This is a genomic window from Alphaproteobacteria bacterium (genome assembly GCA_039980135.1).
In the GTDB taxonomy this organism is placed as follows: domain Bacteria; phylum Pseudomonadota; class Alphaproteobacteria; order UBA6615; family UBA6615; genus UBA8079.
On record JBDXCV010000009.1, the window covers coordinates 631,325 to 657,247 of the forward strand.

General features: G+C 61.7%; 23 protein-coding genes. 11 read left to right on the forward strand and 12 right to left on the reverse strand.

The window, feature by feature from the left end; all coding sequences use genetic code 11:
- The first annotated feature begins 103 nt into the window (after nt 1–103).
- On the forward strand, nt 104–946 hold the full coding sequence (locus tag ABJ363_13495) for a fumarylacetoacetate hydrolase family protein (GenBank protein ID MEP4380012.1): 843 nt from the start codon (nt 104–106) through the stop codon (nt 944–946).
- A gap of 59 nt (nt 947–1,005) precedes the next feature.
- Here the strand turns inward: ABJ363_13495 and ABJ363_13500 are convergent, their stop codons facing one another.
- The 3 genes from ABJ363_13500 to ABJ363_13510 form a co-directional block, all read right to left on the reverse strand.
- Nucleotides 1,006–2,010, reverse strand: coding sequence for an LLM class flavin-dependent oxidoreductase (locus ABJ363_13500; protein ID MEP4380013.1), 1,005 nt, complete (start codon nt 2,008–2,010; stop codon nt 1,006–1,008).
- A gap of 32 nt (nt 2,011–2,042) precedes the next feature.
- Nucleotides 2,043–3,044, reverse strand: a complete 1,002-nt coding sequence (locus ABJ363_13505; GenBank protein MEP4380014.1) for a Gfo/Idh/MocA family oxidoreductase — start codon at nt 3,042–3,044, stop codon at nt 2,043–2,045.
- A gap of 161 nt (nt 3,045–3,205) precedes the next feature.
- On the reverse strand, nt 3,206–4,666 hold the full coding sequence (locus ABJ363_13510; protein ID MEP4380015.1) for a hypothetical protein: 1,461 nt from the start codon (nt 4,664–4,666) through the stop codon (nt 3,206–3,208).
- A 162-nt stretch (nt 4,667–4,828) separates the two neighbouring features.
- On the opposite strand from ABJ363_13510, the gene ABJ363_13515 reads away from it, so the two are divergent.
- The gene (locus ABJ363_13515; protein MEP4380016.1) at nt 4,829–5,527 is read left to right on the forward strand and encodes a peroxiredoxin-like family protein; all 699 of its coding nucleotides are present in this window, start codon (nt 4,829–4,831) and stop codon (nt 5,525–5,527) included.
- Between the two features lie 38 nt (nt 5,528–5,565).
- Here ABJ363_13515 and ABJ363_13520 read toward each other — a convergent pair whose 3' ends face one another.
- Nucleotides 5,566–6,465 (reverse strand): LysR family transcriptional regulator, encoded by a 900-nt coding sequence (locus ABJ363_13520; protein ID MEP4380017.1) that lies wholly within the window; start codon nt 6,463–6,465, stop codon nt 5,566–5,568.
- 317 nt (nt 6,466–6,782) lie between these two features.
- Here ABJ363_13520 and ABJ363_13525 point away from each other — a divergent pair, with 317 nt between their 5' ends.
- The 4 genes from ABJ363_13525 (at nt 6,783) to ABJ363_13540 (ending at nt 10,059) form a co-directional block, all read left to right on the forward strand.
- Nucleotides 6,783–7,280: a DM13 domain-containing protein gene (locus ABJ363_13525; protein ID MEP4380018.1), complete on the forward strand. Its 498-nt coding sequence runs from the start codon at nt 6,783–6,785 to the stop codon at nt 7,278–7,280.
- Between the two features lie 200 nt (nt 7,281–7,480).
- Nucleotides 7,481–7,906, forward strand: a complete 426-nt coding sequence (locus tag ABJ363_13530; protein MEP4380019.1) for a PaaI family thioesterase — start codon at nt 7,481–7,483, stop codon at nt 7,904–7,906.
- A gap of 104 nt (nt 7,907–8,010) precedes the next feature.
- Nucleotides 8,011–8,985: a C-terminal binding protein gene (locus tag ABJ363_13535; GenBank protein ID MEP4380020.1), complete on the forward strand. Its 975-nt coding sequence runs from the start codon at nt 8,011–8,013 to the stop codon at nt 8,983–8,985.
- 69 nt (nt 8,986–9,054) lie between these two features.
- Complete coding sequence (locus ABJ363_13540; GenBank protein MEP4380021.1) at nt 9,055–10,059, forward strand: zinc-binding dehydrogenase; 1,005 nt, start codon at nt 9,055–9,057, stop codon at nt 10,057–10,059.
- A 17-nt stretch (nt 10,060–10,076) separates the two neighbouring features.
- On the opposite strand, the gene ABJ363_13545 is transcribed toward ABJ363_13540, so the two are convergent.
- The 4 genes from ABJ363_13545 to ABJ363_13560 form a co-directional block, all read right to left on the reverse strand.
- Complete coding sequence (locus tag ABJ363_13545) at nt 10,077–11,558, reverse strand: PEP/pyruvate-binding domain-containing protein (GenBank protein MEP4380022.1); 1,482 nt, start codon at nt 11,556–11,558, stop codon at nt 10,077–10,079.
- Nucleotides 11,559–11,692: 134 nt separating this feature from the next.
- On the reverse strand, nt 11,693–12,952 hold the full coding sequence (locus ABJ363_13550; protein MEP4380023.1) for a Xaa-Pro peptidase family protein: 1,260 nt from the start codon (nt 12,950–12,952) through the stop codon (nt 11,693–11,695).
- A 267-nt stretch (nt 12,953–13,219) separates the two neighbouring features.
- On the reverse strand, nt 13,220–14,941 hold the full coding sequence (locus ABJ363_13555) for an FAD-dependent oxidoreductase (GenBank protein ID MEP4380024.1): 1,722 nt from the start codon (nt 14,939–14,941) through the stop codon (nt 13,220–13,222).
- Entirely contained in the window at nt 14,938–16,221 is a 1,284-nt protein-coding gene (locus tag ABJ363_13560) for a Tm-1-like ATP-binding domain-containing protein (GenBank protein ID MEP4380025.1), read from the reverse strand. The genes ABJ363_13555 and ABJ363_13560 overlap by 4 nt, the downstream gene beginning before the upstream one ends.
- 214 nt (nt 16,222–16,435) lie before the next feature.
- On the opposite strand from ABJ363_13560, the gene ABJ363_13565 reads away from it, so the two are divergent.
- Nucleotides 16,436–17,302 carry a CoA ester lyase gene (locus ABJ363_13565; GenBank protein MEP4380026.1) on the forward strand — a complete coding sequence of 289 codons (867 nt, stop codon included), beginning with the start codon at nt 16,436–16,438 and terminating at the stop codon, nt 17,300–17,302.
- Between the two features lie 8 nt (nt 17,303–17,310).
- Here the strand turns inward: ABJ363_13565 and ABJ363_13570 are convergent, their stop codons facing one another.
- Nucleotides 17,311–18,720, reverse strand: coding sequence for an amidase (locus tag ABJ363_13570; protein ID MEP4380027.1), 1,410 nt, complete (start codon nt 18,718–18,720; stop codon nt 17,311–17,313).
- Nucleotides 18,721–18,925: 205 nt separating this feature from the next.
- Here ABJ363_13570 and ABJ363_13575 point away from each other — a divergent pair, with 205 nt between their 5' ends.
- The 3 genes from ABJ363_13575 (at nt 18,926) to ABJ363_13585 (ending at nt 22,680) form a co-directional block, all read left to right on the forward strand.
- Nucleotides 18,926–20,470: an ATP-binding protein gene (locus ABJ363_13575; protein MEP4380028.1), complete on the forward strand. Its 1,545-nt coding sequence runs from the start codon at nt 18,926–18,928 to the stop codon at nt 20,468–20,470.
- Between the two features lie 197 nt (nt 20,471–20,667).
- A complete protein-coding gene (locus ABJ363_13580; GenBank protein MEP4380029.1) occupies nt 20,668–21,735 on the forward strand; it encodes an Ldh family oxidoreductase in 1,068 nt (355 codons plus the stop codon).
- A gap of 45 nt (nt 21,736–21,780) precedes the next feature.
- Nucleotides 21,781–22,680, forward strand: a complete 900-nt coding sequence (locus ABJ363_13585) for a DMT family transporter (GenBank protein MEP4380030.1) — start codon at nt 21,781–21,783, stop codon at nt 22,678–22,680.
- 134 nt (nt 22,681–22,814) lie between these two features.
- Here the strand turns inward: ABJ363_13585 and ABJ363_13590 are convergent, their stop codons facing one another.
- Nucleotides 22,815–23,174 (reverse strand): hypothetical protein, encoded by a 360-nt coding sequence (locus ABJ363_13590; protein MEP4380031.1) that lies wholly within the window; start codon nt 23,172–23,174, stop codon nt 22,815–22,817.
- 130 nt (nt 23,175–23,304) lie between these two features.
- Nucleotides 23,305–24,024: a cyclic nucleotide-binding domain-containing protein gene (locus ABJ363_13595; protein MEP4380032.1), complete on the reverse strand. Its 720-nt coding sequence runs from the start codon at nt 24,022–24,024 to the stop codon at nt 23,305–23,307.
- Nucleotides 24,025–24,177: 153 nt separating this feature from the next.
- Between ABJ363_13595 and ABJ363_13600 the strand changes: the two genes are divergently transcribed.
- Nucleotides 24,178–24,696, forward strand: a complete 519-nt coding sequence (locus ABJ363_13600; GenBank protein ID MEP4380033.1) for a hypothetical protein — start codon at nt 24,178–24,180, stop codon at nt 24,694–24,696.
- Here the strand turns inward: ABJ363_13600 and ABJ363_13605 are convergent.
- Nucleotides 24,693–25,916, reverse strand: coding sequence for an APC family permease (locus tag ABJ363_13605; protein MEP4380034.1), 1,224 nt, complete (start codon nt 25,914–25,916; stop codon nt 24,693–24,695). The genes ABJ363_13600 and ABJ363_13605 overlap by 4 nt on opposite strands.
- Nucleotides 25,917–25,923: the final 7 nt, after the last annotated feature.

The window sequence follows — 25,923 nt, forward strand, 5'->3', positions numbered from 1 at the left end:
ACGGTTTGCAAGCTCTCCCCGGACCGCTACAACACGCGCAAGCAATCCGATGGCCTGATCGTGTTCACGCGCGGCGCCAGTCAACATCAGGGGGAGACTCAACATGAAACTCGTACGCTTCGGCCCAAGTGGCAAGGAAAAGCCCGGCCTCATCGACGCCGACGGCAAGCTTCGCGATCTTTCCAGGGTCGTTGACGACATCAACGCCGAGACCCTCTCGCCCAAGGGCCTCGCGGCGATCCGCAAGCGCGATCCCAAGCGCCTGCCGCTGGTCAAGGGCAACCCGCGCCTCGGCCCGCCGGTCGTCGAGCGCCGGGTCTTCGCCATCGCGCTGAACTACAAGGAACACGCCGCGGAAGCCAATGCGGCGATCCCGTCCGAGCCTTTCGTCTTCACCAAGACCTGCCCGCCCACCGGCCACCGCGACAACATCGTGCTGCCGAAGGGCTCCGTGAAGACCGACTGGGAAGTCGAGCTTTGCCTGATTATGGGCCGCAAGGCCAAGCATGTGACCAAGAAGGACGCCCTCAAATACGTCGCGGGCTATTTCGCAGGCAACGAGGTCTCCGAGCGAGAATATCTGATCGAGCGCGGTGGCCTGCAGTGGATCAAGGGCAAGAGCCCCGACACCTTCGCGCCGATCGGCCCGTGGCTGCTGACCGCCGACGAGGTGGCGAACCCGAACAACCTGCACATGTGGCTCGAGGTGAATGGTGTCCGCAAGCAGGACAACAACACCAAGGACATGATCTACGACTGCAAGACGATCATCTCGAACCTGAGCAAGACGATCACGCTCTATCCGGGCGACATCATCTTCACCGGCACACCCCAGGGCGTGGCCTATGGCCAGAAGAACCCGAAATATCTCCGGGCGGGCGATGTCGTGACCATGGGCATCGAGAGCCTCGGCGAGCAGCGCAACAAGGTCGTGAAATCCAGGTAACGGGAACTACATTCCCCGAAATGCAGTGGGCCGCGCACACCAGCGCGGCCCGTTTTGCATTACCCCAGCTTCGGCATGACTTCGTCGCGGAACAGGCGCAGGGAGTCCCGCGAGCCGGTAATATCAATCAACAGCACATATTCGATGCCGCCCGCGCGCATGCGCTGGAGGCGCTCGACGATCTCCTCGGGCGGACCGATCAACGCACCTTCTTCGGTGGCCAACCGCGTGTCGTTGTATTGCAGCATCGTGGATTGCGGCCCGCCGCCCTCGCGGATGCGCGACAGGCGCGAGATTCCGCTGAGCAGCCGCGCGCGTTGCTGGTGGGCCTGCTCCCGTTCGGTCTCGCTGTGGGTGATGTGCAAGGCGCGCGCGACGGCCACATTCATCGGGTCAAAACTCCGCCCCGAAGTCTCGACCGCATGCCGATAGGTGTCGAAACGCTGCTGTATCAGGTCGAACGACGCGATCTGGTCGAGCAGCAGGTTGAAATCATTGTCCGCCGCCCAGTTCAAGCCGCCCGGGCTTCCGGCCGCCAGCCACATGGGCGGGTGCGGCCGCTGGATCGGCGGCGGTTCAACGACGATGTCCTGGAATGTCCAGTGCTTGCCGATATGGGTGAAGCGTTCCTCCGACGTCCAGGCGCGGCGAATTACCTCGAGAGATTCCTCAAACAGCTCCTGGGCATCGTCCGCAGGCACGTTGAAGCCATGAAATTCGTTGGCCCGGTAGCCCTTGCCCACACCGAAATCGAGCCGCCCGCCCGACAGCAAGTCGACCGTCGCCGCCTGTTCGGCGAGCAGCACCGGGTTGTGCCAGGGCAGGACAACAACGGCGGTGCCCAGGCGTATCCGCGTGGTACGAGCCGCGAGGTAAGTCAGAAGGTTCAGCGAAGCGGAAACCTGGCCGAAGCCGGTGAAGTGATGCTCGACCAGGAACACCGAATGGAAGTCGAGTTCCTCGGCCTCCTCGACATAGCCGATGAAGTCCCGGTAGCCCTGCGTACTGTCGCGCGCCACGCCGCCGCGGCGCGAGGACGCACCACCGAACAATCCGAACTTCATCGCGTCACCACAATCGCCCCGCCGACCTGTCGCTAGTTGCGGACCCGCTCGCGCTTGCCGCTTTTGGCGGATTTGGCCAATGCCTCGAGCACCGCGACATTTCCGACCCGCTCGACGTCGGTGAACATATACTTCTTTTTGCCGGCCACGGCGTCGGCCCAGGCCTCGAAGTTCATCTTCACGGTGTCGCGCGGCTTGTAGGTCTTGTGGGTTCGCTTGCCCCCGGCGATGCTGATCGTCATGTGGGTGTCGTCCCAGTCTTCCGGGTGCGCGGTGTCCACGATCTCGACCCAGCCCTTGCTGCCAAACACGGCGAAGCGGGCGTAATACGGCGTCTTCGACACCACATTGATGGTCCCCAAGGTGCGGTCCTTGAACTGGAACTGGGTGGTCACGACGTCGCCCGAGGGCAGGTTCAGTACCCGGCGATCCGACGCGGCATTGATCCACTGGATCGGCCCGAACATCGAAATCATCATGTCGGTCAGATGCACGCCCATGCCGGTCCAGCCGGCGGCGGGCGCATCTTTCGGGTTGCCGCGCCAATTGTCCGCCTTCAGCGGCGTAAACTTGTCGTGGGAGTTGTTGGCCTCGACCGCGATGATGGTACCGAGTTCCTTGTTGCGGACCATCTCGGCCATTTTCATCCAGGCCGGCTCATAGCGGCGCTCATGGCCGAGCCCGAGGACAATCCCCCGGTCGCGGCAGGCCTTGACCATCTTCTTCGCACTGGCAGAGGTCAGCGACAGGGGTTTTTCGCAGAATATCTGCTTGTTTGCCCGGGCCGCCTGCATCAGCAGCGCCTCATGGGTGGTGTGCGGGGTGGTCAGGATGACGCCCTCGACCCTGGGGTCCTTGAACGCCTCGGCATAGTCGGTCGTCAACTCGAACCCGCAATTCCTGGCGAGCTTGCGGGTTGCGGCCGTGGGGTTGAGTTCGACGCCGCGCACGACGCGCAGCTTGCGGTTTCCCTGCAGGGCGTTGGCGACATGGCTGCCCCACCAGCCCAGCCCGACGACGGCGACGTTCAACATGCTGCTTCACTCCCGATATTTGTTCTTGTGGCTGCTCTCTTCGGAGCCTGCCAAACTTAGCATGACGCCTATCGGCCCAAAAGCCGCTGCCAAATGGGAATCGCCGCGCGAAGACAATTTCGCGCGGCGTTACAACGGCAGAAATCCGGAAGGATCCGAACCTATTTGTCAAAACCGGTCAGTCCCAGAAAGTTATATGCTCCAGCACCAGACCGGGTTGCGGTGCCCACACGGGCTTCCCGCGCAAACTTGAGCGACCCGGGCGATTCCAGATCGAACCTGGAAACTGTGAAAGTCTGAAAGGCGCCAAGCACATACATGAATTTGCCGTCGTCGGTGATGTACATGTCCTTTGTATCGCCTGCGGGAGTCCCGGGTTTGCGTCGGGCGAATGTCGTATCGGCACCCGACCCGACCTTGCTCACCTTGCCGCCCGGTGCAACGTCGAATTCACTGATCAAATTACCCCCGAAACTGGACAGATAGAGTTTCGTGCCGTCGGGACTGAGTGTTGTCCAACATGCCTCATCGATGTCGTCACCGATGCCGGTCCCGAATTTCGCTACCTTCGTGACCGATCGGCCGTCGTCGCGAAGGACCGTCAGGCTGTTGTCGCGCTTCTCGAGGGTCAGATTGAAGTTGGAAACGAAAAGGGTCGAGGAGGTCTTGTCCCAACTGAACCCAATGCTTCCCGCAATACCCTGTTCCTCGAAATACCGGGCGTTGCTGACGCTTCCGGCACCCTTGTCGAAATCATAGACATAAACCCGGCTCGGCTTCTGGGCGGTCGGATTCTTGGTCCCGAAATGGGCAATACCCCATGTCGATACCCCGAGCTTGGTGCCATCATTGTTGAAGGCGACTGTCGTCGGACCGCCATGGGTGCCCACGAAGGAATCCAGAGACTTTTCGGGGGTCAGTGCGCCCGTGTTCGAATCGAACGAGAACAGGAATATATTCCGCTCAGCGAGCCGTTGCTCATGACCTCCGCCGTCTGCGTGGAACGCCGCGTTCGGATACATCTCGATTGGACCTTCGCCGGGCCCGCCTTTCTGCACATTCGGGTTGTTCCACTGATTGCCAACGACAACCCAGTACTGGTCTTTCGAGCCCGCTTTTTTCACGTAAGCAATGCTCACGGGCCGGACGCCACCTGAACTCACATTGTCCGATAGCGCCAATCCTCCATCGGACTTGTCGACGTCAAAAACCGAGATCGTGTTACCGCCGGCGTTCACCACCAACAGGTGATCTCCGATGATCTGCAAAGCACCCTGCGCATCGAAATCGCCCGCAGCGTCTCCGCCAGCGTTAACGTTCGCGCCCCCTGCCGAGTTGGTGGAGTATGCTTTCTGAGTTCCGAGGTTGCCGTCGACAAGCCGTTCAAACGAAACAACCTGATTGACACCCTCTCCATTCAGGCTGGTGTACAGATAACCTTTGACATCGGTACCCGCAGCATACGCAGACATGCCGAGGCTCGGGGCCGCAACGCCGGCTCCAAGCAGAAACATCGGCAGCGCAATGCCGAGGCCAATTTTTCTGAAGGCGCTGCGCCGGGAACCGGACGCAGCCAACGGAGTTGCTTTAATAGGGCCAGTGATTCTGTTGTGATCAACCATGTTTTCATTCTCCAAATCGGGTTCACACGAGAAGCCGTGTTGATGAAAACGTAGCGATCCTTGTTGATGGTTCTCCAATACCGATGAACAATGCATTCCAAAGCCAATTGCTATGGCCGTTTGCAGCTACACTGGCGCAAGTTTCTGAAAGGCGCTGTCATCATGAGCAAGCCCCTGAAGCCAAACCCGGCCTTCGAAAAGGCGCGCGCCGACCATGATTCGCTTGGCGAGCAGCTGGCTGATTACCATGCGGCCCTCGACAAGCGTGTTCCCGATGTCGGGGCCGCCTATCAGTCCCTGATCGAAAAACTGCAGCGGCTCGGAACCGGCTCAATGGCCCCGAAAGTCGGCGACACCTTGCCCTCGTTTCTTATGCCCAACCTGGAAGGCCGCCTCGTGTCATCCAGGGATTTGCTTGATAAAGGTCCGCTCGTGATCAGCTTCAATCGCGGACACTGGTGTCCGTTCTGCTGGTTGGAACTGGCCGCTCTTGGCGACATCAACGCAGCTGTTGAGAAACAGGGCAGCTCAATTGTGTCGATCACGCCGGAAACCGCGACCTGGAACCGGGAACTGAAACAACGGCTCCATCTGAGCTACGATATTCTGAGTGATATCGACAACGGCTACAGTTTGGAGTTGGGCCTTACGATGCCGGTCTCCGAGGAAATCAGAACTCTCCTGGAGCCGCGCGGCATCGATTTATCGATATTCCAGAACAACAAGTCATCGTTCCTTCCCCTGCCGGCGATATTCATCGTCGATCAGGGCTCGGTGATACGGCAATCCTATGTAAATCCCGACTACCGCCAACGCTTCGACCCAGTCCAGATTCCGGACATCTTGTCGGCAATCGACTGAGCTAGCCTGGTTCAGATGCACAGGCGTATTCGTCGGGTCTAGCTCGCGCGTTTCTCGTTGATCCTTGGCCAGTCAGCAGCCCGCAGCAACTGAATCAAGCCCGAGGCTGCCGTGCTTCGCTGCCGGCCCGCGACTGCATGGACATTCACCGTCCGGCTAATATCAAGATCCGAGACATCACACGTCGAAACGGTCGAGGACCTGACCGCACTTTTCGGCAGGATACCGACACCCAAACCACTTTCGATGAGCGCCAGAGAATCTTCATCATTGGACAGGCTGTGCTGATGACGAACTGAGATTCCGAGAGATCGCAGGACTGCCGCCAACTGGTCCGAGTTTTCACAATAGGGGCGAGCCAGGAATGCTTCCGAGGACAGCTCTGCAAGTGTCAGATCAGGTTGGCGCGCGAGTTCGTGATCTTGCGAAACGATCAGCGAAAATCCCTCTTCAAACAAGACCCATCCGTCAAGCCGATCCCAGTCGAGATTCGTGCTCGCGGTGACGGCGACCTCGATATTTCCGGAGCGCAACTCTTCGAGAATTTCGTCTCCGGAGCCGCGCTGAAACCTGAGCTCCAGACCCGGGCATGCACGCTCAAGTTCCAGGAAAATGGGGACCAGCAAATCGGGGCTGACCGTCTGAGACACGCCGATTCGGACCGGCGCACTTTCTGTGGTCCCGTATTTGTCGGCGAGTTCCTTGGCAGCCTGAGCACTGTGGAAACACTGCTGCAGGATAGGCAGCATGGACCGGCCCAATTCGGTCATATGGCTGCGGTTGCGTTCCCGTCGGAACAGATCGCCCCCTAGTTCCTCTTCGAGCTTTTTAATCGCACGCGACAAGGATGGTTGCGCAACATGGCAGTGCTCTGCGGCGCGCGTGAAATTTAGACACTCCGCGACTGCGAGAAAATACCGAATCTGGTGAAGTTCCATGCGGCGTCACCATAACCAAAACAGAGATCAAAGTTAGCATACACATATTCCGTGGGGTTCATTCTCGCCGACCTGACACGGCATCGCGATACACACATCGAATTCATAGCGACAAAGCATTATATCCACAGGAACGCTGCCGATATCGTTTCAGCTCCACATCGGATCATGGAGATGAAATTGACGCAGGACACCACACGGACATCCACCAGACAGACTGCCCCGGCATCCCGAAGCACCGACGGCAAGGGGGAAGCCTTGATTTTAACCGTCGACAGCAGCCTCTGATCCATACTTCAAACATACGAGGCAACCTCATGAAACGTCTCATCATCATCTTGGTCGTCGGGCTGATAGCCGGCGGCGCAGCAGGTTTCGGCGCGGGAATCTTCATTTATCCATTCTGGTTCCTGAACGACGTGGCGATCGAAACGCTCACGCCCAATATCGAACGCACGAAACTGGCTTCCGGAACATTCATACATGCCAACAAGATGGACCCGGTTCACTACGGATCGGGCGACGTGTCCGTTTATCGTGAACCCGCCGGGCAAGCCGTTGTCTTTCTTCACGAAAACTTCGAAGTGGGCCCGGGCCCGCGCTTCCACGTCTACCTGGTGAATCACGCCGACATCCGTTTGCGCCAGGATTTCCTCGACGCCGAGAAAATCGATCTCGGCCGTTTGCGGAACTTTCGCGGCAGCCAGTTATATCCGGTACCGGCAGGTGTCGACCTGTCGCCCTACAAAAGCATCGTCATCTGGTGCAAGGAGTTCGGTGTTCTGATCTCGCCCGCCCGCCTGTCAGACGCGTGAGTCAATAAACCGTGCCACGTCGCGGGCATGCCTGGGACAGGGCATCATAGATATAGTCCTCCATGGCGTGTGGAGGCGAAGTTTCAGGTCAGTCCAATCCTGCTCCACGAGGAGCCGGGGTTTGATAATGTGTATTCGGCTTGGGCGAGGCGTTTGAACACTCAATCTTGCCCACCGGGTGCGCGAAATCACGAGGTTCCATGTCAAAAATCACCCCCGAGGCGTTCAACGCCCTGACAGAGCGCGAGTTGCCGATCGCCGCCAACTACGGGTTTCGCGCCGAGGAGATCGGCGACGGCAGCGCACGGGTGCGGGCGCCGTTTAGCACGGACTTTACCCGCCCCGGCGGCACGGTCAGCGGCCCGGTCATGATGGCGCTCACGGATTTCGGCATGTACGCCGCGCTGATGGGCGCGATTGGCGAGATTACGCTCGCCGTGACCACCAACCTGAACATCAACTTCCTGCGCCGCCCGGCACCCGTCGACCTTCTGGCGCACTGCAATGTCATCAAACTCGGGCGCCGGCTCGCCGTGATCGAGGTGACGCTGTACTCCGAAGGTGACGACGCCCCCATTGCACACGCCACGGGCACCTACTCGATACCGCCGGATGCCGCACGCTGACGGCACAAAACCCGTGCGCGGGGCCAACTGGACAAGCCCCGGATCGACTGATACGAGTCCGGCAAGAAACTGTTCAACAACGAAAATCCCAAAGGAGAGGTCCCGTGGCTGATAGCTCGATCTTCGCCGTCGCCGATTCACCGTTCCCGTCGCTGGAACCCGTCGAAACGGTACTCGCAAGCTTCAATCCGACCATCAGTATGGCCGCCGATACGTCCGAGGACGCCATCATCGAGGCGGCCAAGGGCGCCAAGGCGCTGTTCGTCACCTACGCCCAGATCACCGCGAAGGTCATCGAAACGCTCGACGGTTGCGGCGCGATCGGCCGGTTCGGTATCGGCCTCGACAATATCGACCTCGACGCCGCTACGGCGGCGGGAATTCCGGTCGTCTACGCGCCGCAATATTGCCTCGACGAAGTGTCGGATCACACGATGGCGTTGCTGCTGACCGCCGCCCGCAAGACCGCGCTCGCCGACAAGCTGGTCAAGCAGGGTCGCTGGGAAATGCCGGCCGTCGTGCCGATCATGCGCTTCCGCGGCAAGACCTTGGGCCTCGTCGGCCTCGGCAATATCGCCCAGCTGGTGGCCGTGAAGGCCCAGGCCTTCGGGATCAACGTCATCGCTTCCGACCCCTATGTGAAACCCGAGGTCGCCAAGGAAAAAGGTGTGGAGCTGGTCGAATTCGACGCGCTGCTCGAACGCTCGGACTATGTATCGGTCCACGCGCCGTTGACACCCGCGACCGAGAACATGTTCTCCACCGACGCCTTCGCGAAGATGAAGAACTCCGCCTTTATCGTGAACACGGCGCGCGGCGGCCTGATCGACACCGCGGCCCTCGTCGCGGCGCTCGACGCCGGTGAGATTGCCGGCGCCGGCCTCGATGTGCTGCCGCAGGAACCGCCGGCCAAGGATGACCCGATCCTGAGCCGTGACGATGTGGTCATCAATCCGCACACCTCCTTCTATTCCGAGGATGCGCTGGATGACCTGCAGACCACCGTTGCGGGCGATATCCTGACGATCCTGAATGGCGGACAGCCAAAGTGGCCCGCCAATCCGGACGTCTTCAAATAGGCAGGTAAAACTGGACCCGATCAAGTAACCCGGCCGCAGGTGCCGGCAGATACCCAGGGAGATACAGCCATGCGCGCAATGGTGCTCACAGAACCCAACGTGGTCGAGCAACGGGATATTCCCGAACCCACGACGGATCAGGGTGAGGCCCTGGTGCGCGTGACCAGTTCCGGCATTTGCGGGACCGACCTTAAAATTCTCACTGGCGGCATTCCGGCACCCAAGCCGATCGTCATGGGGCATGAGATGGTCGGTGAGCTTCTGAACGACGCGACTGACGCCAAGGCCGGCCAGCGCGTGCTGGTCGACCCGGTCTATCATTGCGGCACTTGCCACGCCTGTCTGCACAACCAGCAGCATATCTGCACCCGCGGCGGCCTGATCGGGCGCGACATCAATGGTGGTTTCGCCGACCTCGTGGCGGTGCCCCCGGCCAACTGTTATGTGGTTCCCGACGAAATCGCCGACCATGAAGTCCCGCTGATCCAGGTGCTGACCACCTGCATGCACGGCCATCGCATGGCGGACATCTTCCCCGGCGATGTCGTGGTCGTGATCGGTCTCGGCGTGACCGGCCAGCTTCATGTGCAGCTGGCCAAGGCGCGCGGCGCCACCGTGATCGGCATCACACGCTCCCAGTGGAAGCTCGATCTCGCCAAGTCCCTCGGTGCGGATTACACCCTGGCTCCCGGCGACGACATCAAGGACAAGATCCTTGATATCTGCAAGGGCGACGGCGCCGATCTGGTGATCGAATCCGTTGGCAAGGTACTGACACTCGGCCAGGCGTTCGACCTGGTGCGAACCGGCGGCGCGATCATGCCCTTTGGCATCTACACAGAGACGAAGGCCGAACTGCCGTTCTACCAGTTCTATTTCAAGGAAATTCAGATCCTCAACGCGCGCGCGTCGAAGGGTCAGGATTTTGTGGCTTCAATGGACCTGGTGAAGCGCGGTGTGGTCAAGCTGGATCCGATGATCAGTGATCGCGAACCGCTGGAGAATCTCTCCGGCGCACTCGACATGCTGACCAGCGAAGCCAAGGGCCGGATGAAAATCATCATGGATCACTGAGGGGGCTCAAATAGAGCTCACCCAGGGGACCGCATCTCACCCGGATGCATCATCGGCATCGGCTTCTTCTCGTTCAGCTCCGGCTTCAGCCAGCGCACGATCCCGGCAACCCCATCGACCCCGACGGTCGAGCCATCGGGAATCTGCTGGGTCGCACCGGCCACACCGAGCACCATCGGGATACCGCGCTCGCGCCCCAAAGACGCCAGATGGGACGTGCTGCCGCCCAGTTCCGCGACGATCGCCGACACCCGCGGGAGCACACCGACCAGCGCCGGTCCGGCGACATTGGTCACCAGCACATCGCCATGGTTCAGGCGTGAAATCTCGCATTCGCAGTTGATCACGCAGGCCCGGCCCGAGCCCCAGCCCATGCCGCCCGGATGACCGCGCAGACCCGGTCGGCCGCGCCAGACTTCGTCCAGTACAATCGGCTCCTCGACATGCAGCGGGCGCGCCTGAAGCATCTTGATCCCGTCATCGTCCTTGGCCCACTCGACCTCGACCGAGAGGCCCATCATCTCCTCGGCCACCTTCATATAGCGGGCGAGCTCGTGAACTTCGTCCGTGGTCAGGCACTGGCGGCGCGGCGCGGCGTCCTTTTGCGGTGCGTGATCATGGTCGTGGCTGTGATCATGGTCATGGTCGTGGTCGTGGTCATGGTTGTGACCATGATTATGCGCATGGTCGTGATCGTGCTCGTGTCCCTGCGCTTGAGTCGCCGCCACGGCCGCCATCGGATTCTGGGGCGGTGCCTGATGCGCGTGGCAATAGGCGCTGTGTTCGAATTCCTGGCCGCCAATTGCCTCGATCAGCTTGCCTTCGGCCGTCAGGTCGTATCGGTCAGGCACCACTTCACCCTGGGCCAGCGCTTCGCCGAGCCCCCACGTGGCGCTGACGGACATGCCGCCGTCGGCGGTCTGGCTCAGGCCGCCACCGGATGCTTCGGCCTCGATCAGCGGCTGGACCAGCACCGACATCGCGGTGTCGATTGCGCTGATCTCCTTGTCCTGCATGTAGCGCATGGCCTGGGGCGACCAGAGCGCGCCCCAACAGGCGCGCACGGCCGTCAGAAAGTCTTCCTCGCCCTCAATGCCGAGAAATGTCTGGAACTGCCCCGCGAAGGACGACCCCTCGGTGTCCTCCATCAGCGAGGACGACCGTACGGCGAGCCGCATGCCTGTCTCCGCCGTCAGTGCGCGGTAGGCGTCGAGGATTTCGGCTTCGATGTCCGGCGCGATGGGCTCGGAAAACAGCCCGATACGGACATCGGCGATCGGCCCGCGCGATTCCATGAACGGCAAGTTCACCGCCTGTTCGGCGGCTTCCACCAGACCGAGGGATTCCAGCTGATGGAAATAGGCATCCGCGCCGAGCACGAAGCCGCCCGGGGTCGGCAATCCGGCATGGCCGAGTGCCGCCTGATTGGCCGCCTTCGGGCCGAACCGCGCCGCATCCGTCGCCGCCTTGTCGGTCAACGACACAACGAACTTCGCCATATTCCTTCATCCCTTATGTATGGAACTGGAGACGTACAATACCATGTCCAGTTATCAATTCGGCCGGGCGATCGTGCCGCCCGGCCGAACCAATTCAAATTTTAAGCTCCGTTCCGAAGCTCAACACCGCGTATTTAGTGCGGCATCGGGTCGACGACCGTGATCTGGTTCACCGGGAAGTTGGTGATGACCTCGGTCTCGTCCGCGTGGACAATCTGCATCTCCTCGATGCGGCAGCCGAACTTGAACGGAACGCCGTGCTGCGTCTCGAGCGCGAAGACCATGCCTTCCTGGATCTCGATCGGATGATCGAGGGACCAGATGCGCGAGATGACGGGCGGATCGTACTGGGCAAGACCCAGGCCGTGGCCCCACAGGTTCGCGGCCGCCTGATCTTCTTCCTCGTAACCCCAGGCCTCCTTGGCGGACGGCCATTTCAGGGCGATGTCGCGGGTCGAGGCACCGACCTTCACCGCTTCCATCGAGGACTGCAGCCAATCGAGCGCCTCGGCATACACATCCTTCATCTCCTGCGTCGGCTCGCGGCCAACACAATAGGTGCGGTAGTAGCAGGACTTGTAGCCATTCCACGTCAGTGCCGCCAAATCCATGAAGACGATGTCGCCTGGCTGGATGATGCGGTCACCGAAGTTACGCCAGTTCGGCCAGGTGTTCGGACCCGAGGAAACGATGACGTCCTCGACATCTTCCATGCCCGGAATGTCGTACAGGAACTTCATGATGTGCGCGGTCACCTGGTTCTCGGTGATACCCGGCTTCAGAAACTTCATGCACTCCCAGTGGGCCGCATCGCCGATCGCGCCAACGATACGGGCACATTCCTGCTCGTCTTTGCTCTTGACCGCACGGGCGTCCATCATCGGGGACATACCGTCCGCCCACTCAATGCCCTCTTCGGCAAAGTGGTTCATCATGTTGATGTCGACGAAATCAACGCCCAGCTTCTCGCCGGCCACACCGAAACGCGCCATCTCTTCCTTGATCGCGTTGGTGAACTTGGTCACCTGCTGCGTCGAGGCACCGCCCGCTGCGCCCTTGATCCAGGCGTAGGAGTAACGGATGTTCTCGGGCGGGATCCACGGCGCGTGGCGCTCGACCTGCATGCCGATATCACCCTGCTCGAACAGGACCGGTGCGGCATCGCCACACAGCAGCGCATAGCGCAGACCCGGCTTCAGGCGGTTCCAGCCCGGCGTCAGCGTTCCCGTGATGTAGCGAACGTTCTCGTCATACATGCAAAGCATGGCGCCGAGGCCAGCCTTCTTCATCATGTCGCGGGCGCGCTCGAGGCGATAGTTGCGCAGGCGGTCCCAGTTGACCTTTTCCTGCCAATCGACTCCGGTAATGCCGAAATTCGCCGTTCCGTATCGCATTCTCTTCTCCTAGAACTTTTTTTAAGGCTTCAGTTTTAGTCTAGCCAGTCCACCGGAGGCCATCCCGCATCATCTGCATCGCGCCACCCTGACAGGCATATTCAGCTCAGACCATATCCGTTTATGCGGCGCAATCAAAGGGATGTATTGGATCGCGCCACGCAATTCGATCCACGGACAAATTCGCACATTTCCCGCCAGCGGTCAGCGCCGCAAGCATCACAGAACTTGTGCCTCGCCCAGGACCGCCGAAGCGCAGATTGGACCCTATTCAGCTGCCGCCGTTTCATTTTTCACCGGATCGGTCGAGAACTCGATTCCGCCCGCATCTGTACGGTGCAGGCGCGTCACCTTGCGCCAGTCGGCATCATTGGTGTCGGGATAATCGAGACGGTAGTGCGCGCCGCGGCTTTCCTCGCGCTCCAGCGCCGCCGTCGCGAGAATCCGGCCGAGCAGCGCCAGGTTGCGGATCGAAAGCGCACTCTCGATTTCCTCGCCCCGGCCCTTGCCCGTATCGCGTGCCTCTTCCGACAGGCGCAGATTCCGCAAATCCTCATTCTCGATGCGCTCATACTCGGTGAGCGCCTCGCGCAGCGTGGCCTCGTCGCGGATCGGGCCCAGCTTGTCATGGGCCAGCATCCGGCAATGCATCCGCACATCACCCTGATACGGGCCATCAGCCCGCTCCAGGAGACCGCTCAGCCACTCGCGCTCCGTCTCTGGAATCGCATTATCGCCGAGGGCCGGGACCGAAACCGGCTCGGAACCGATGAGCTCGGCCGCCTTGCGGCCGGCGCGACGGCCGAACGCCAGCGACGCGGCCAGGGCCGAGCCGCCGATCCGGTTGCCGCCGTGGATGCCGCCGGCTGTCTCGCCCGCGGCAAACAGGCCCGGAATCGAACTCTGGCCATAAGTGTCCACATCCAGCCCGCCGAGCCATGTATGGCTGCCCGGCGCGACTTCGAGCGGGGTCTTGGTGATGTCGATGCCACGGTGCAGGCAGGTCTTGTAGACATGCGGGATCTGCTTCTGGATGGTCTCGATCGGAATCGCCGTCGCATCCATGTAGATACCACCCGTCGAACCCGCGCGGCCCGCATGAATTTCCTTGGCCATCGCCAGGATCACTTCCGAGCGCGACGACTTCTCGGCCGTGTCCGGGAAGTAGCGCTTGAGGAACTCCTCGCCCTCTTCGTTGCGGAACACCGCGCCGGCGTTAATAAAGCCGGTGGGATGAGGTGCGAAACCGAACAGCTCCTCGGGCGAGCAGCACATGGCCTGAAAATCGATCATCTCGATGCCCAGCAAATCCGCACCCGCGCGAAAGCCCATGACATAGCCGTCACCGGTCACCTGCGGCGGGTTGTCGTTTACATAGAACAGGCCGCTGCCGCCGCCGGTCGCGAGAATCACCTGCTGGGCGGTGTAGGTCACCAGCTTGGCATTGCGGTAGTCGACGCCCCAGGCGCCGACGACGCGGCCGTCATGCTTCACCAGATCGACGATCGCGGTCAGGGAGTGTTTCTCGATCCGGTCGTCGCCGCGCAGGCGCTTCGACAGGACCTTGGTCACCATATTGCCCGTGGTGTCATAGTGATGGCAGGCCCGCGGGTGGGAATGGTTGGGGAACATCTTCAGGTCGAGTTCGCCATCCTCACCGCGAATGAACTCGGCGCCCCATTCCTCGAGATCCTTGACGATCTGGACGATATCCTCGCACCAGGCCCGTGCCATCTCCGGGTCGATCAACTCGCCACCATATTTCAGGATGTCGTCCAGATGCTGGGCAGGGCTGTCATCCTTGCCCATCGCCGCGGCAAAACCGCCGCGCGCCACCGTCGTCGTGCCGCTGGTCGCGCGGCCCTTGGTGACCTGGATCGTCTTGACGCCGGCCGTGGCGCATTCGAAGGCGGCCATCGTCGCCGCCGCACCACCACCGACGATCAGGACGTCGGTTTCAAAATGTTCGACCTCAATGGAAAGGCTCATGACGCTGCTCCGGATGTGCGGGTTCCGCCCGGTGCGGACCCGATGATTTCGAGAAATGCCGCCACGCAGGCATCTGCGAAGGCGGCATCGTTGATGTGGCACGGGAGTTCTTCGACCGTGCCGGTGGTCAGATTCTCATTCAGGGTCTGGCTGAACTTCCGGTCGGTCTCGGGTTGTTTCCACGACCCCAACTCGTTCTCCGCCAAATCATATGTCTTGCGCTTGGTGTGCTCGCTATAGCCCTCGAGCGGGATCAGCACCCGAACCGGTCCGTTGGCGGCGTTCAGTCGCTCGGCAAAGGCGCGGCCGAGTTCGGCCATCTCATCGCCATTTGTCCGCATCAGAAGATTCTGCGCGTTGTACTGGAAAAATTCCCGCTCGCGATAGCGCTCGGGTGCCTGCCCGGCCCAGAAGTTCGAATGGTCGATCGCGCCCGGCACGACGACCTGGGGCAGCCCCATCGCACCCGCACCGGTCAGGCGTTCCCCGCCCGCGTCATACACGCCGTTGGTCACGAAATCCGTGAGCTCGTGGGTGGTAATGTCGAGAACACCGGCCAGCTCGCCCTCGCGCGCCAGCCGTTCGAGCGCCCGGCCGCCGATGCCCGAAGCGTGAAACAGAATGACCTCGAAACCCTCCGCTTCGAGCAGCGCCTGCGCGCGATCCACACAACCCGCCGTACCCCCGAAGGATGAAATCGCCACCAGCGGCGGATGATCTTCGGTCTCGGCGGCCTTGTTGGCCCGGTGGCACGCGGCAGCCGCCACGCCAACGGCGGCGTTCTCCATCGCGGCCTTGGTGATCCGGTTGAGCGCCACATCGCCGATCGAAGCGTGCATGGCGATATCGGCCTCGGCCACATACCATTGCACGGCAGCCGTCGCGGCGACCGCGCTCACCATCGCCTTGGGCACCAGATAAGGCAGCGCGCGCATGATCGCGCAGGCCATGGTCGTGCCGTTGGCGCCGCCCAGGCCGATCGCGCCATCGAGTTCGCCGGCATCGAAGCGGCCGCGCACGACCTTGATGGCGCCGTCTAGCATGGCGTCCGATGCCGCGCGCCGGTCCATCTTCGCCAGGCCGTCCCAGCTATGTCCGCCTGCTTCGGCAACGTCACCACCGGTCATGTCGGCGCCGGTACTGTCGTGGGGCATCAGGGAGAGGTCGACGATCCAGGGCGTGGTGCCGGCATTGGCCAGGCATGATGCGACGAACAGCGCCTCCGGCGCCTTGGTGTCCATGGTCACCAGGATGGCGACAGTCGGTTTGGCGGCTGACATTTCGGGCCGTTTCTTCCCTGTTGTTTTTCTGCGTGCGGGTTTATCACATGCCGCTAGTCTGATCGCGACGCTCAACCGCAAAAAACTTGTTCCGGTTTTTCCCGGCCAAATCGTGCTTTCCGCGGATCATAGCGAATGAAAGAGTGTCTCGAAACATGCGCATGACGTTTGCGTGTTTGAGTATCTACGAACCACAACCGCGTCGGGATCACCCATGCCAGCCCCCATTCAGCCGCGCCGCAGTTTCATCTTCTCCCCCGGCACCGACCCGTCGATGTTCACCAAGGCTCTTGGGTCGGGAGCGGACATCGTCTGCGTCGAGCTCGAGGACGGCGTCGCCCCCCACGACAAGGACGATGCACGCGAAAACATGCTCGGGATATTTGCCGAGCCACAGGCCGACGACGGCGTCGAACGGATCGTGCGCGTCAATGAACTCGGCAGTGACTACGGGCGCGCCGACCTGGCGGCCATATACGAAGCCCCATCGCCGCCGCCGGCCCTGATGCTGCCCAAGGTCAACACCGCCGAAGAGGTTCGGGGCGTGTCGGACAAGCTCGACGAACTGGGCCTCCCGGTCCGGCTGCAGATCATCATCGAGACCAACCACGGGCTGGAGGCGGCCTACGACATCGCCCATGCCAGCCACCGGATAGACTCGCTGCTGTTCGGCGGGGTCGATCTCGCCGCGGATCTGCGCTGTGAATATGCGTGGGAGCCGTTGCTCTATGCGCGTTCGCGGGTGGTCCATGCGGCTGCGGCGGCCGGGGTCGATGCGATCGACGTGCCGTGGCTCGATCTGAAAGACTTCGACGGACTGCGCACGGAAGCCCGGGCCAGCGCGCATCTGGGTTTCACCGGCAAGGGCGCCATCCATCCCAACCAGATCCCGATCATCAACGAGATATTCTCACCCGGCGACGACGAGATTGCCCATGCCCGAAGAATCGTCACGGCATTCGCCGAAGCGAACACCGGCCTCGTCGTGGTCGACGGCAAGCTGATCGAGCGACCGGTGCTGCGCACGATGGAGCGGATCATCGCCGTCGCCGACCGTGCAGCAGAACGCGCCGGCGCATAGCGCCGGAACTAGGACAGCAGCGGCGGCATACCGAGACGTTCCCGCGCAGTCCCCAATACCTTCTCGAAGGCCCGCGCGACGGCCACGGCGCGTGCATCATCGCCCCCGGCGCAGTTGATCTGAAGCCCGACCGGCATCCCCGCCGCGTCCAGCGCCACGGGGATCGTGACGGCGCTCATCGCCAACAGGTTCGCCACTGTCGTGTTCCGCGCCGCCATCAGGTTGGCTTTCATATAGGCCTTGGGGTCCTGCACATCGGCGATCTTCGGTGGCGTGATCGGGACCGTCGGCCCGACCACCGCATGTACATCGGCGATCGCAGCGTGCGCGGCCTTTGAAAGCGCCGCCATTCGCCGCAACCGCCCCTGGTATTCGGCCGCGGTCAGTGACGCCATCTTGTCGAAGCGCGAGCCCACCATCGGATCGATATCCGCAAGGAAGTCCGGCAATACGTCCTGAATGAAACTCGCAAATTCGAACGACGACAATCCGCCCGTCCGGAAAATTGCATCGACTTCGTCGAGGTCGGGAATATCGACCCTGGATATCCGCGCACCCGCCGCTTCGAGTTCCGCCAGCGCCTCGTGAACGCCCTCGGCAACACCGGGGTCACACGCGTCAAAAAACGTCTCGCACACGCCGATGCGGAAATCACCCGCGACCGCGGTATCGATATCGGCCAGAAACCGCTCCCGATCACCGCTCGCCGCGGGGTCGATTACCGAGAATGCGAGCGCCCCATCAGCGACCGAACGCGCCAGCACGCCCGGTGTATCGAGCGTGTGGCTCAAGGGTGTGATCCCTTCGGTCGACCAGCGGCCCTGGGTGGTCTTGATCCCGACCGTGCCGGTCATGCTGGCGGGCATGCGCACCGAACCCGCCGTGTCGGTGCCGAGCGCCAGCAGCGCCGAGCCTTCCCAGAGACTTACCCCCGCCCCCGCGCTGGAGCCGCCGGGCGCGCGGTGATCTTTGGCATCCCACGGGTTGCGCGGCGTGCCCCAATGGGGATTCGTTCCCAGCGCGCCGAAGGCGAACTGGACGGTATGCGTTTTGCCTGAGAACGCCGCGAGCTGGCCGCGAAGCGCCCGGACGACCGGGCCTTCGTGACGCCAATCGACCGGAAGTTCGCGCGGCGATCCGGCGAAGGTCGGATAGCCGCGAACACCGTACAAATCCTTCACCGAAATCGGAATCCCCTGCAACGGCCCGAGATCGATCCCGACCGCCAAGGCCCGATCGGCAACATCGGCCTCGGCGCGAAACCGCATCGGCTCCCAACTCTTGTAGGCCGAGAATGTCGCGTCGCCCGCGTCATGAGAGGCGATCGCCGCGTCGGCGAGTGCCGTTGCCGACAATTTGTTCTCGCGCAAATCGCGCGCCAGGTCTGCGATTGCCGCCGCGTTTCGAAGATCGTCCATCCCCACTCCCGTCGTCGCGCGCACATGGTGATGCGCGAATAGCCATCCGAACATTTAACCAAAAGAAACTGCTCCGCAAATGCGCAGCTTGGCCGCCCAGCTTAGGCCCCTGTTAACGGATCGGCGCATACAAATCTCGCCGCATTGTGTGAGTGAAAAATAAAGGCATGCCGAGCCGGTGATACCCGGGCGGTCCGTATGAACCATGTTGAAGAAAAATCTATTCTACGCCGCGACATACCGACCGGTGATCACGGTCAGTGTTCTCGCCCTACTCACGGCGGCGATCGTGGCGTACCAGGTTGTCTCGATTGTCGACGGCACACGGCGGGCAACCGCGCTCGAGGCGGCCATTTCCTATTCGCGCGCGATCAGTTCGATCCGCAACTACTACTCATCAGTGGTCGTCCCGCGCGCCCGCGCGGCGGGCACCAAGGTCACGCATGAGTATCACGATCTCGATGGCGCCATACCGCTGCCGGCAACACTGACGATCGAACTCGGTGAGAGCGTCAGCCGCACATCATCGGGCGGTGATTTTCGCCTCCTGAGCAGCTATCCATTCCCCTGGCGCACCGAGGGCGGCGCGCAAGACAATTTCGAATCCGCTGCGCTCACCGCCGTGGAAGGCGGCCAGGCCGAAGATTTCGTACAGGTGGTGGATCACGACGGCCAGGCCGAATTGCGTTACGCCCAGGCCGTTCGAATGAAGGCAAGCTGCGTTGCGTGTCATAACAGCTACCCCGAAAGCCCGCGCATCGACTGGAAGGTCGGCGATGTTCGCGGTATCCAGAGCGTTCGTGTCCCGCTTCCGGACTTTCTCGGCACGTCGGGCGGGGCGTCGAATACATCTTCCATCCTCGAACAGTTCGCGGCGATCATCGCGGTGCTGCTGGCCGCCCTGGCCCTGATCGGCTCCCTGCTCTACGGCATGAAGATACTGGTGACGCGGCAGAACCGGCTGATCAAGATCGCGCAGAAGCGAAACCGGAAACTCGCGGCGGCCAAAGTCGAGGCGGAAAGTGCCAACCGGATGAAGTCGGACTTCCTCACCAATATGAGCCACGAACTGCGCACGCCCCTGAACGCGGTCATCGGTTTTTCGGACGCAATCAGAAACAACATCGCCGGCCCCATCGGCGATCCCCAGTACACGGAGTATGCCCAACACATCAACGAATCCGGCAATCAGCTCCTGACCATCATCGAAGGCATTCTCGATCTCACCAAAATCGAGTCCGGGGAGCTCCAGCTGCCGGATGAGCAAATCGATATCGCTGCCACGGTCATACAATGCCTGGCGATGCTGGAGGACGAGGCAACACGCAAAACCGTTCGCGTTCAGTTTGATCCCCATTCCGATCTGCCGTCGCTCCGCGCCAACCAGCGCGCCATTCGCCAGGTCCTGCACAATCTCGTCGACAACGCCATCAAGTTCACGCCGGCCGGCGGTAATGTGACGATTTCGGCGCAGCTGGCGGCCGATGGCGCGTTACAGATCACCGTCCTGGACACGGGCCTGGGCATGTCCTCGGAAGAAATCGAAATCGCGAAAAAGCCGTTCGCGCAGGTCGATGGCGGGCTCAACCGCAAGTTCGAGGGGACCGGGATGGGGCTGCATATCTGCAACAAGTTCGTTGAACTCCACGGCGGGCACCTCACGATCGAAAGCGCACCGGGCGCCGGGACGTCGGTGACCATCATTCTCCCGTCCGAACGCCTGAGAACCGACGTGGACGCGGCGGCCTAGCGCCAGCAAACCCCGGGCCAGACCGACCGGCCAAAAGCCAGCCACCGCGCGTGTGGAAGCTGTTGAGCGCCCCACCGGCATGCGCAAGGCTGTTCGTTAACTTTCGCAGAGAAGTATATTCACCTGCCCCCTCGCCGGGGTGCGTGTTTTCTGGCTATTGTGCGCCCAACAAATTCTTGTTTTTGGGGAGAGAGAGCATGCCGGCAGACGCAAACACCATGCAGCGATACAGCCGCGCGCAGATAGAAGCCTTCATGACGCGGTGTTTCGCCGCGACCGGCATGCCCGATGCCGACGCCGCGACCGTGGCCCGCCTGATGGCCGAAGGCGATATGCTGGGCAAGGACTCTCACGGCATTTTCCGGCTGCCCGGATATATCGGGCGCCTCAAGTCGGGTGGCTTCAACCCGACACCGGACATCAGGATCGAGAAAGAACGCACCGCAATGGCGCTGATAGACGGTGACAATGGCATGGGCCATCTCGTCGTCCACAGGGCCGCCGAAGTGGCGATCGAGAAGGCCAAAACAGCCGGTGTCGCCTGGACCGGCCTGCACAGCTCGAACCATGCCGGTGCGGCCGGGGTCTACTCCAATATGGCGCTGGAACATGACATGATCGGCCTTTATGTGGCGGTCGGCAGCGCCAACCATCTGCCGCCCTGGGGCGGCACGGAGTCGCTGCTCTCGACCAACCCGATCGCCGTGTCCGTCCCGGCCGACAAGGAAGATTCGATCGTCCTCGACATGGCCACAACCGTGACGTCCTACGGCAAGGTCAAGGTCTATGCTCAGCGGGGCATCGAGATGCCCGAGGGCTGGATGGTCGGCCATGACGGCAGTCCGTTGACCGACGCCAGCAAGGCGGATACCGGCTATCTGCTGCCGATCGGCGGCCCCAAGGGTTACGGGCTGGCGCTGATCTTCGGCATCCTGGCGGGGACCCTCAACGGTGCCCATTTCGGCAAGAACGTCGTCGACATGAATGCGGACGCCGCGTCGCCGACCAACACCGGACAATTCTACCTGGCGGTCAACATCTCGGCCTTCATGGATGTCGGCGACTTCAAGAAGCAGGTCGACACCGTGATCGCGGAGATGCATGGCTCACCGACACTGCCCGGTGTGGAACGCGTCCGACTGCCGGGTGAAGGCACCCATGCGGCCTATGCGGATCGCACGGCCAACGGCATCCCCCTGCCCGACCCGCTGCTCGAGAACCTTGCCAAGGTCGCCGACGAACTTTCGGTCGACCGGTTAGGTTAGCTCGCGCCGGTCGCACAGCGCGACGGCAAGCCGGACCTTTCAGACATGAGAACCCAGCTGCCACCCCAGGCGAAACCCCAGGTGCCGCTTCTTCAAGCGGTCGCCTGGATGACGGGCACGCTGCTGTCGTTCACCTTGATGGCGATCGCGGTGCGCGAACTGTCGGGCGAAATCCACAGTTTCGAAATCATGTTGTTCCGGAGCGTCGGTGCGCTCGTGATCTTGCTGCCTTTTGCACTGATCATGGGGCGTGCAATCTGGCGGACCGGCAATCTGAAACTTCAGTTCGGCCGCAATTTCGTTCACTTCGCCGCCCAGCTTGGCTGGATCACCGGAATTGGGCTGTTGCCGCTGGCCGAAGTCTTCGCGATCGAGTTTACCGCCCCGATCTGGGCCACGATCCTCGCCGTTCTGTTTCTGGGCGAACGGCTGAACCGGGGCCGTATCGTCGCTGTGGCCTTTGGATTCATCGGCATCCTGATCATCCTGCGGCCCGGAGTCGTGGCTATCGATAACGGCGCGCTGGCCGTCCTGGGCGCCGCCGTGGGGTTCGCCATGACCCTGACGATCACCAAATACATGACCCGCACCGACGCGCCGGTCACGATCCTGCTCTATATGTCCGTGATTCAGTTGCCGATGGGCATCGCACTGTCGGTGTTTGTCTGGGTAACCCCTGACTGGCTGCAACTGTTCTGGCTGTTCGTGGTCGGCGTTGTCGGCCTGTCCGCCCACTATTGTACGGCCAAAGCGCTTTCGATCGCGGACCAGACCATCGTGGTCCCCATGGACTTCATGCGGCTGCCGCTTATCGTGGTGGTCGGACTGCTGCTCTACAGCGAAACCGCTCAGTTGCCGGTGTTAATCGGCGCGCTGATCATCTTCGCCGGGAACTACTACTCGATCCGACTGGAGAACAAGCGGCGCAAGACAATCGAGATGTGATCAACGGTTCGTCCGCGTTCCGGCCAGACCGGCGGGACCGGCCGATGCAGAATGCAACTCACATCGCGCAGCCATGTCGCCCTCACATTCGCGCGAATTGCGACCGAGGTGGCACGTCGTCAGGCATTTCGCTTTCAGCGCACCTGAACCACCCGGAATGTGCGCAACACGCCGTCATGTTCCGTGATCGAGACATATTCACCCTGCACGAGGCTATGCCGATCGAGCTTGAACAGGGGCTCATCCTCGTCCGCCGGTTCATCATCATAATGAAACGCCCAGCCGCGGCCGCGATGGATCAGATGACCGATTTCGTCAGGCTCGTTGTGCCAGAAGCGGCGGACCGTGCATTTGTCGCGCACGTCATGCCACTCATCGCGATCCAGATGTCCATCATCGGTCAGCGGGGCCGCGAACTCGTAGCCGCGCTCCACACTGCCATCGGGGAAATCACTGTCGCGTCCAAGCTCAAGGCGAATACGGCGCAGGGTCATCGATCGAAATCCTTCGGTAGTTTTCCAAGGGTCGACCCACAGCCTAGGCGCAATGTACCGTTCGCAGCTTGACGCACGTCAAAACCGGTTCGGAAACTGCGGAGCCTTCCGGCCCATCCGGGTGCGGCGCCTAGGCGGCCTCGGCGGCTTCCCGGACGGCATCGAGATCCGGGAAAATGACGTGATGCGGGTTGGGCAGCTCGATCAGCCCCTCATCGCGCAAGGCCGTGAACGTTCGGCTGACGGTCTCGATCGTGAGGCCGAGATAATCCGCAATATCGGTCCGCGACATCGGCAGATCGATACTCGCATCCCTGCCCGTACGGTCCAGATGCCGATGCCGGTAGAGCAGGAAGGAAAGAATTTTCTCACGTGCGGTCTTGCGACCCAGCAGAAGCATCTGTTCCTGCGCGGCAACCAGCTCGTCACGACTCATATCGAGGAGCCGTTCGCGAACCGGCGGGATATCCGAAAGCAAACGCTCGAGACCGCTGAGTTTCATGCAGCACAACTCGACCGCACCGATCGCCTCGGCGCCATAGGCGTATGAACTTGCCGTTATCAGTCCGAGAAAATCGCCGGGGGTCAGGAAGCCCGTGACCTGACGGCGACCGTCCGGCAGCAGCTTGTAGAGGCGCACTTCGCCGCCGGAGATATTGAACACATAGTCGGCGGGGTCGCCTTCCTCGAAAATGACCTGCCCCGGTGAATAGTCGCGATGGCTGACAATCGCCTGCAGCTGATCGGTATTCTCATAATCAACGGCGGCGCACATGGCCTTGTGGCGCACATCGCAGGTTTCACATTTGTGATGTGGCCGCTTCTGCGCTTGTTTTGGCGAGTCAGGCATAACGCTTTCTTTCTTGGGAGCCGGCTGGCACCCCGGATATCGTCATTACATTAGCTTTTTTCAATATAGAACGCATCCAATTGAGCCACCTCAATGAACCTTTTCTGGGAAATGTTCTCATGATTCTCGACGAAATTTAACCCAGAGGTATTCTTGTCTGCCGAGCGTACGGATCTGTTTGGACTTACGACGGACCGGATCGACATGGTCTTTCCCCTCGCGCGCGAGGCCGATCCTCGGCTCTCTCTCGAAGCGTGGCGTCACTTCGCCGGACCGCGCGTCGAGACGGATTCTTCCGATCAACAGCCCCCCGGGATCCTGCTTGCCGCCCGCAACACCCATATTCGCGGACTTGCGGCCTATGACATGTCTCCTGAAGCCGGGTGCGACAATGTCTTGCGGGCACATCACATCGTCATCATAGATCGCACCCGCGAACGGCATCTGGCGATGGACTTGCTTGGCGGCCTGATGCACATCGCCGAGGCCGCGCGATGCAATCGGGTCCGGGCGCTGTTGCCGCCGACCAGCCGGTGGCTCCACACGCGTTGGTCCGACCCCGGCGGGCGCGTGTTCCGACTACCGGTCGAATGTTTGGCCGTGCCGGACAGTGCGGGGCCGCGCGATACGTCAGGCGCGACAACCGTGGTGGATTTCCGCCGAAGGACCTAGCCGCCGGGCACAAACGCCACGAGCTGATAGACGACCAGTCCGGCGCTCGCGCAACCACCGCTCCAAGGCACCCAGATCGGCACACGGAAGGAAGGTTGGTCCGCGGACATCCCGCGCCGCTTGAGTGCAACCAATGAAAAATTCACCAGGGTGAAGACACTCAACACCACGACAGATGTCAGCCTCGCCATGGCTTCCAGCGGCAGGAACAGGGCCAACAGTGCGACCATGCAACCGACAAAGAGCGTCGCGACGGCAGGCGTCTGACGCGTGGGATGGATCTTGGCGAACACAGCAGTGAGTTGCCCCTGCGCGGCCAGTCCATAGAGAACGCGCGATCCCATGATGATCTGGATCAGCGCCCCGTTCACGATCGCCAGCGTGCCGACGAAAACGATCGGCAAGGGCGACCCGCCTGTCGCATGCGCATAGATATCGGCCAGGGGCGCATCGCTCTGGGCCAGGTCGACGCCTGACATGCTCAACAACGCCACGAGCGACACGATGAAATAGAGGAACGCGGTGATCAGCAGGGTCAGGAGGATTGCCCGCGGCATCGTGTGCCGGACATCGCGCACTTCCTCCGCAACATTGACCATGTCTTCGAAACCGATGAACGCGAAGAACGCCAGTACGGCGCCCGAGGCAAGCAACTCCAGTGGCGGTCGCCGCACATCATCCAGGATCGTATCGACCCAGACGCCGGTTTCTGCCAGTCCGTCACGCGCCACCCAGACCACCAGGAGGAGGCCGGCGACTTCGAGCGCCGTGATCACGGCCGCCACAATCACCGCCTCGCGAATGCCCCATATCGCCAGCAGAACCAACGTCGCCAACAGGATCGCGGTGAACACAGGTGCCGGCCAGTCAAGCACGAGCCCGAGATAGCCCGTAAAGCCCTTGGTCAGCACCGCCGAGGAGATGACACCCGATGCCGCAACCAACAGTCCCACCACCACCGACAGGCGGGGCGTTCTCAGACCTTCACGCACATAAAGCGCCTCGCCGGCCGATCGCGGCATGCGTGTGCTCAGTTCGGCGAAACTCGCGGCGCTCAATCCCGCCAGGCCCGCCGCCGCCAGAAAACTCAGCGGCGCAAAAACACCCGCGACCTCGATGACCTTGCCGGTCAGCACGTAAATCCCCGCACCCACAGTGGTGCCGACGCCGTACATCGTGAGGAGCGGCAGCGTCAGCACCCGTTTGAGTTGCCGGGTCATGGCCGCA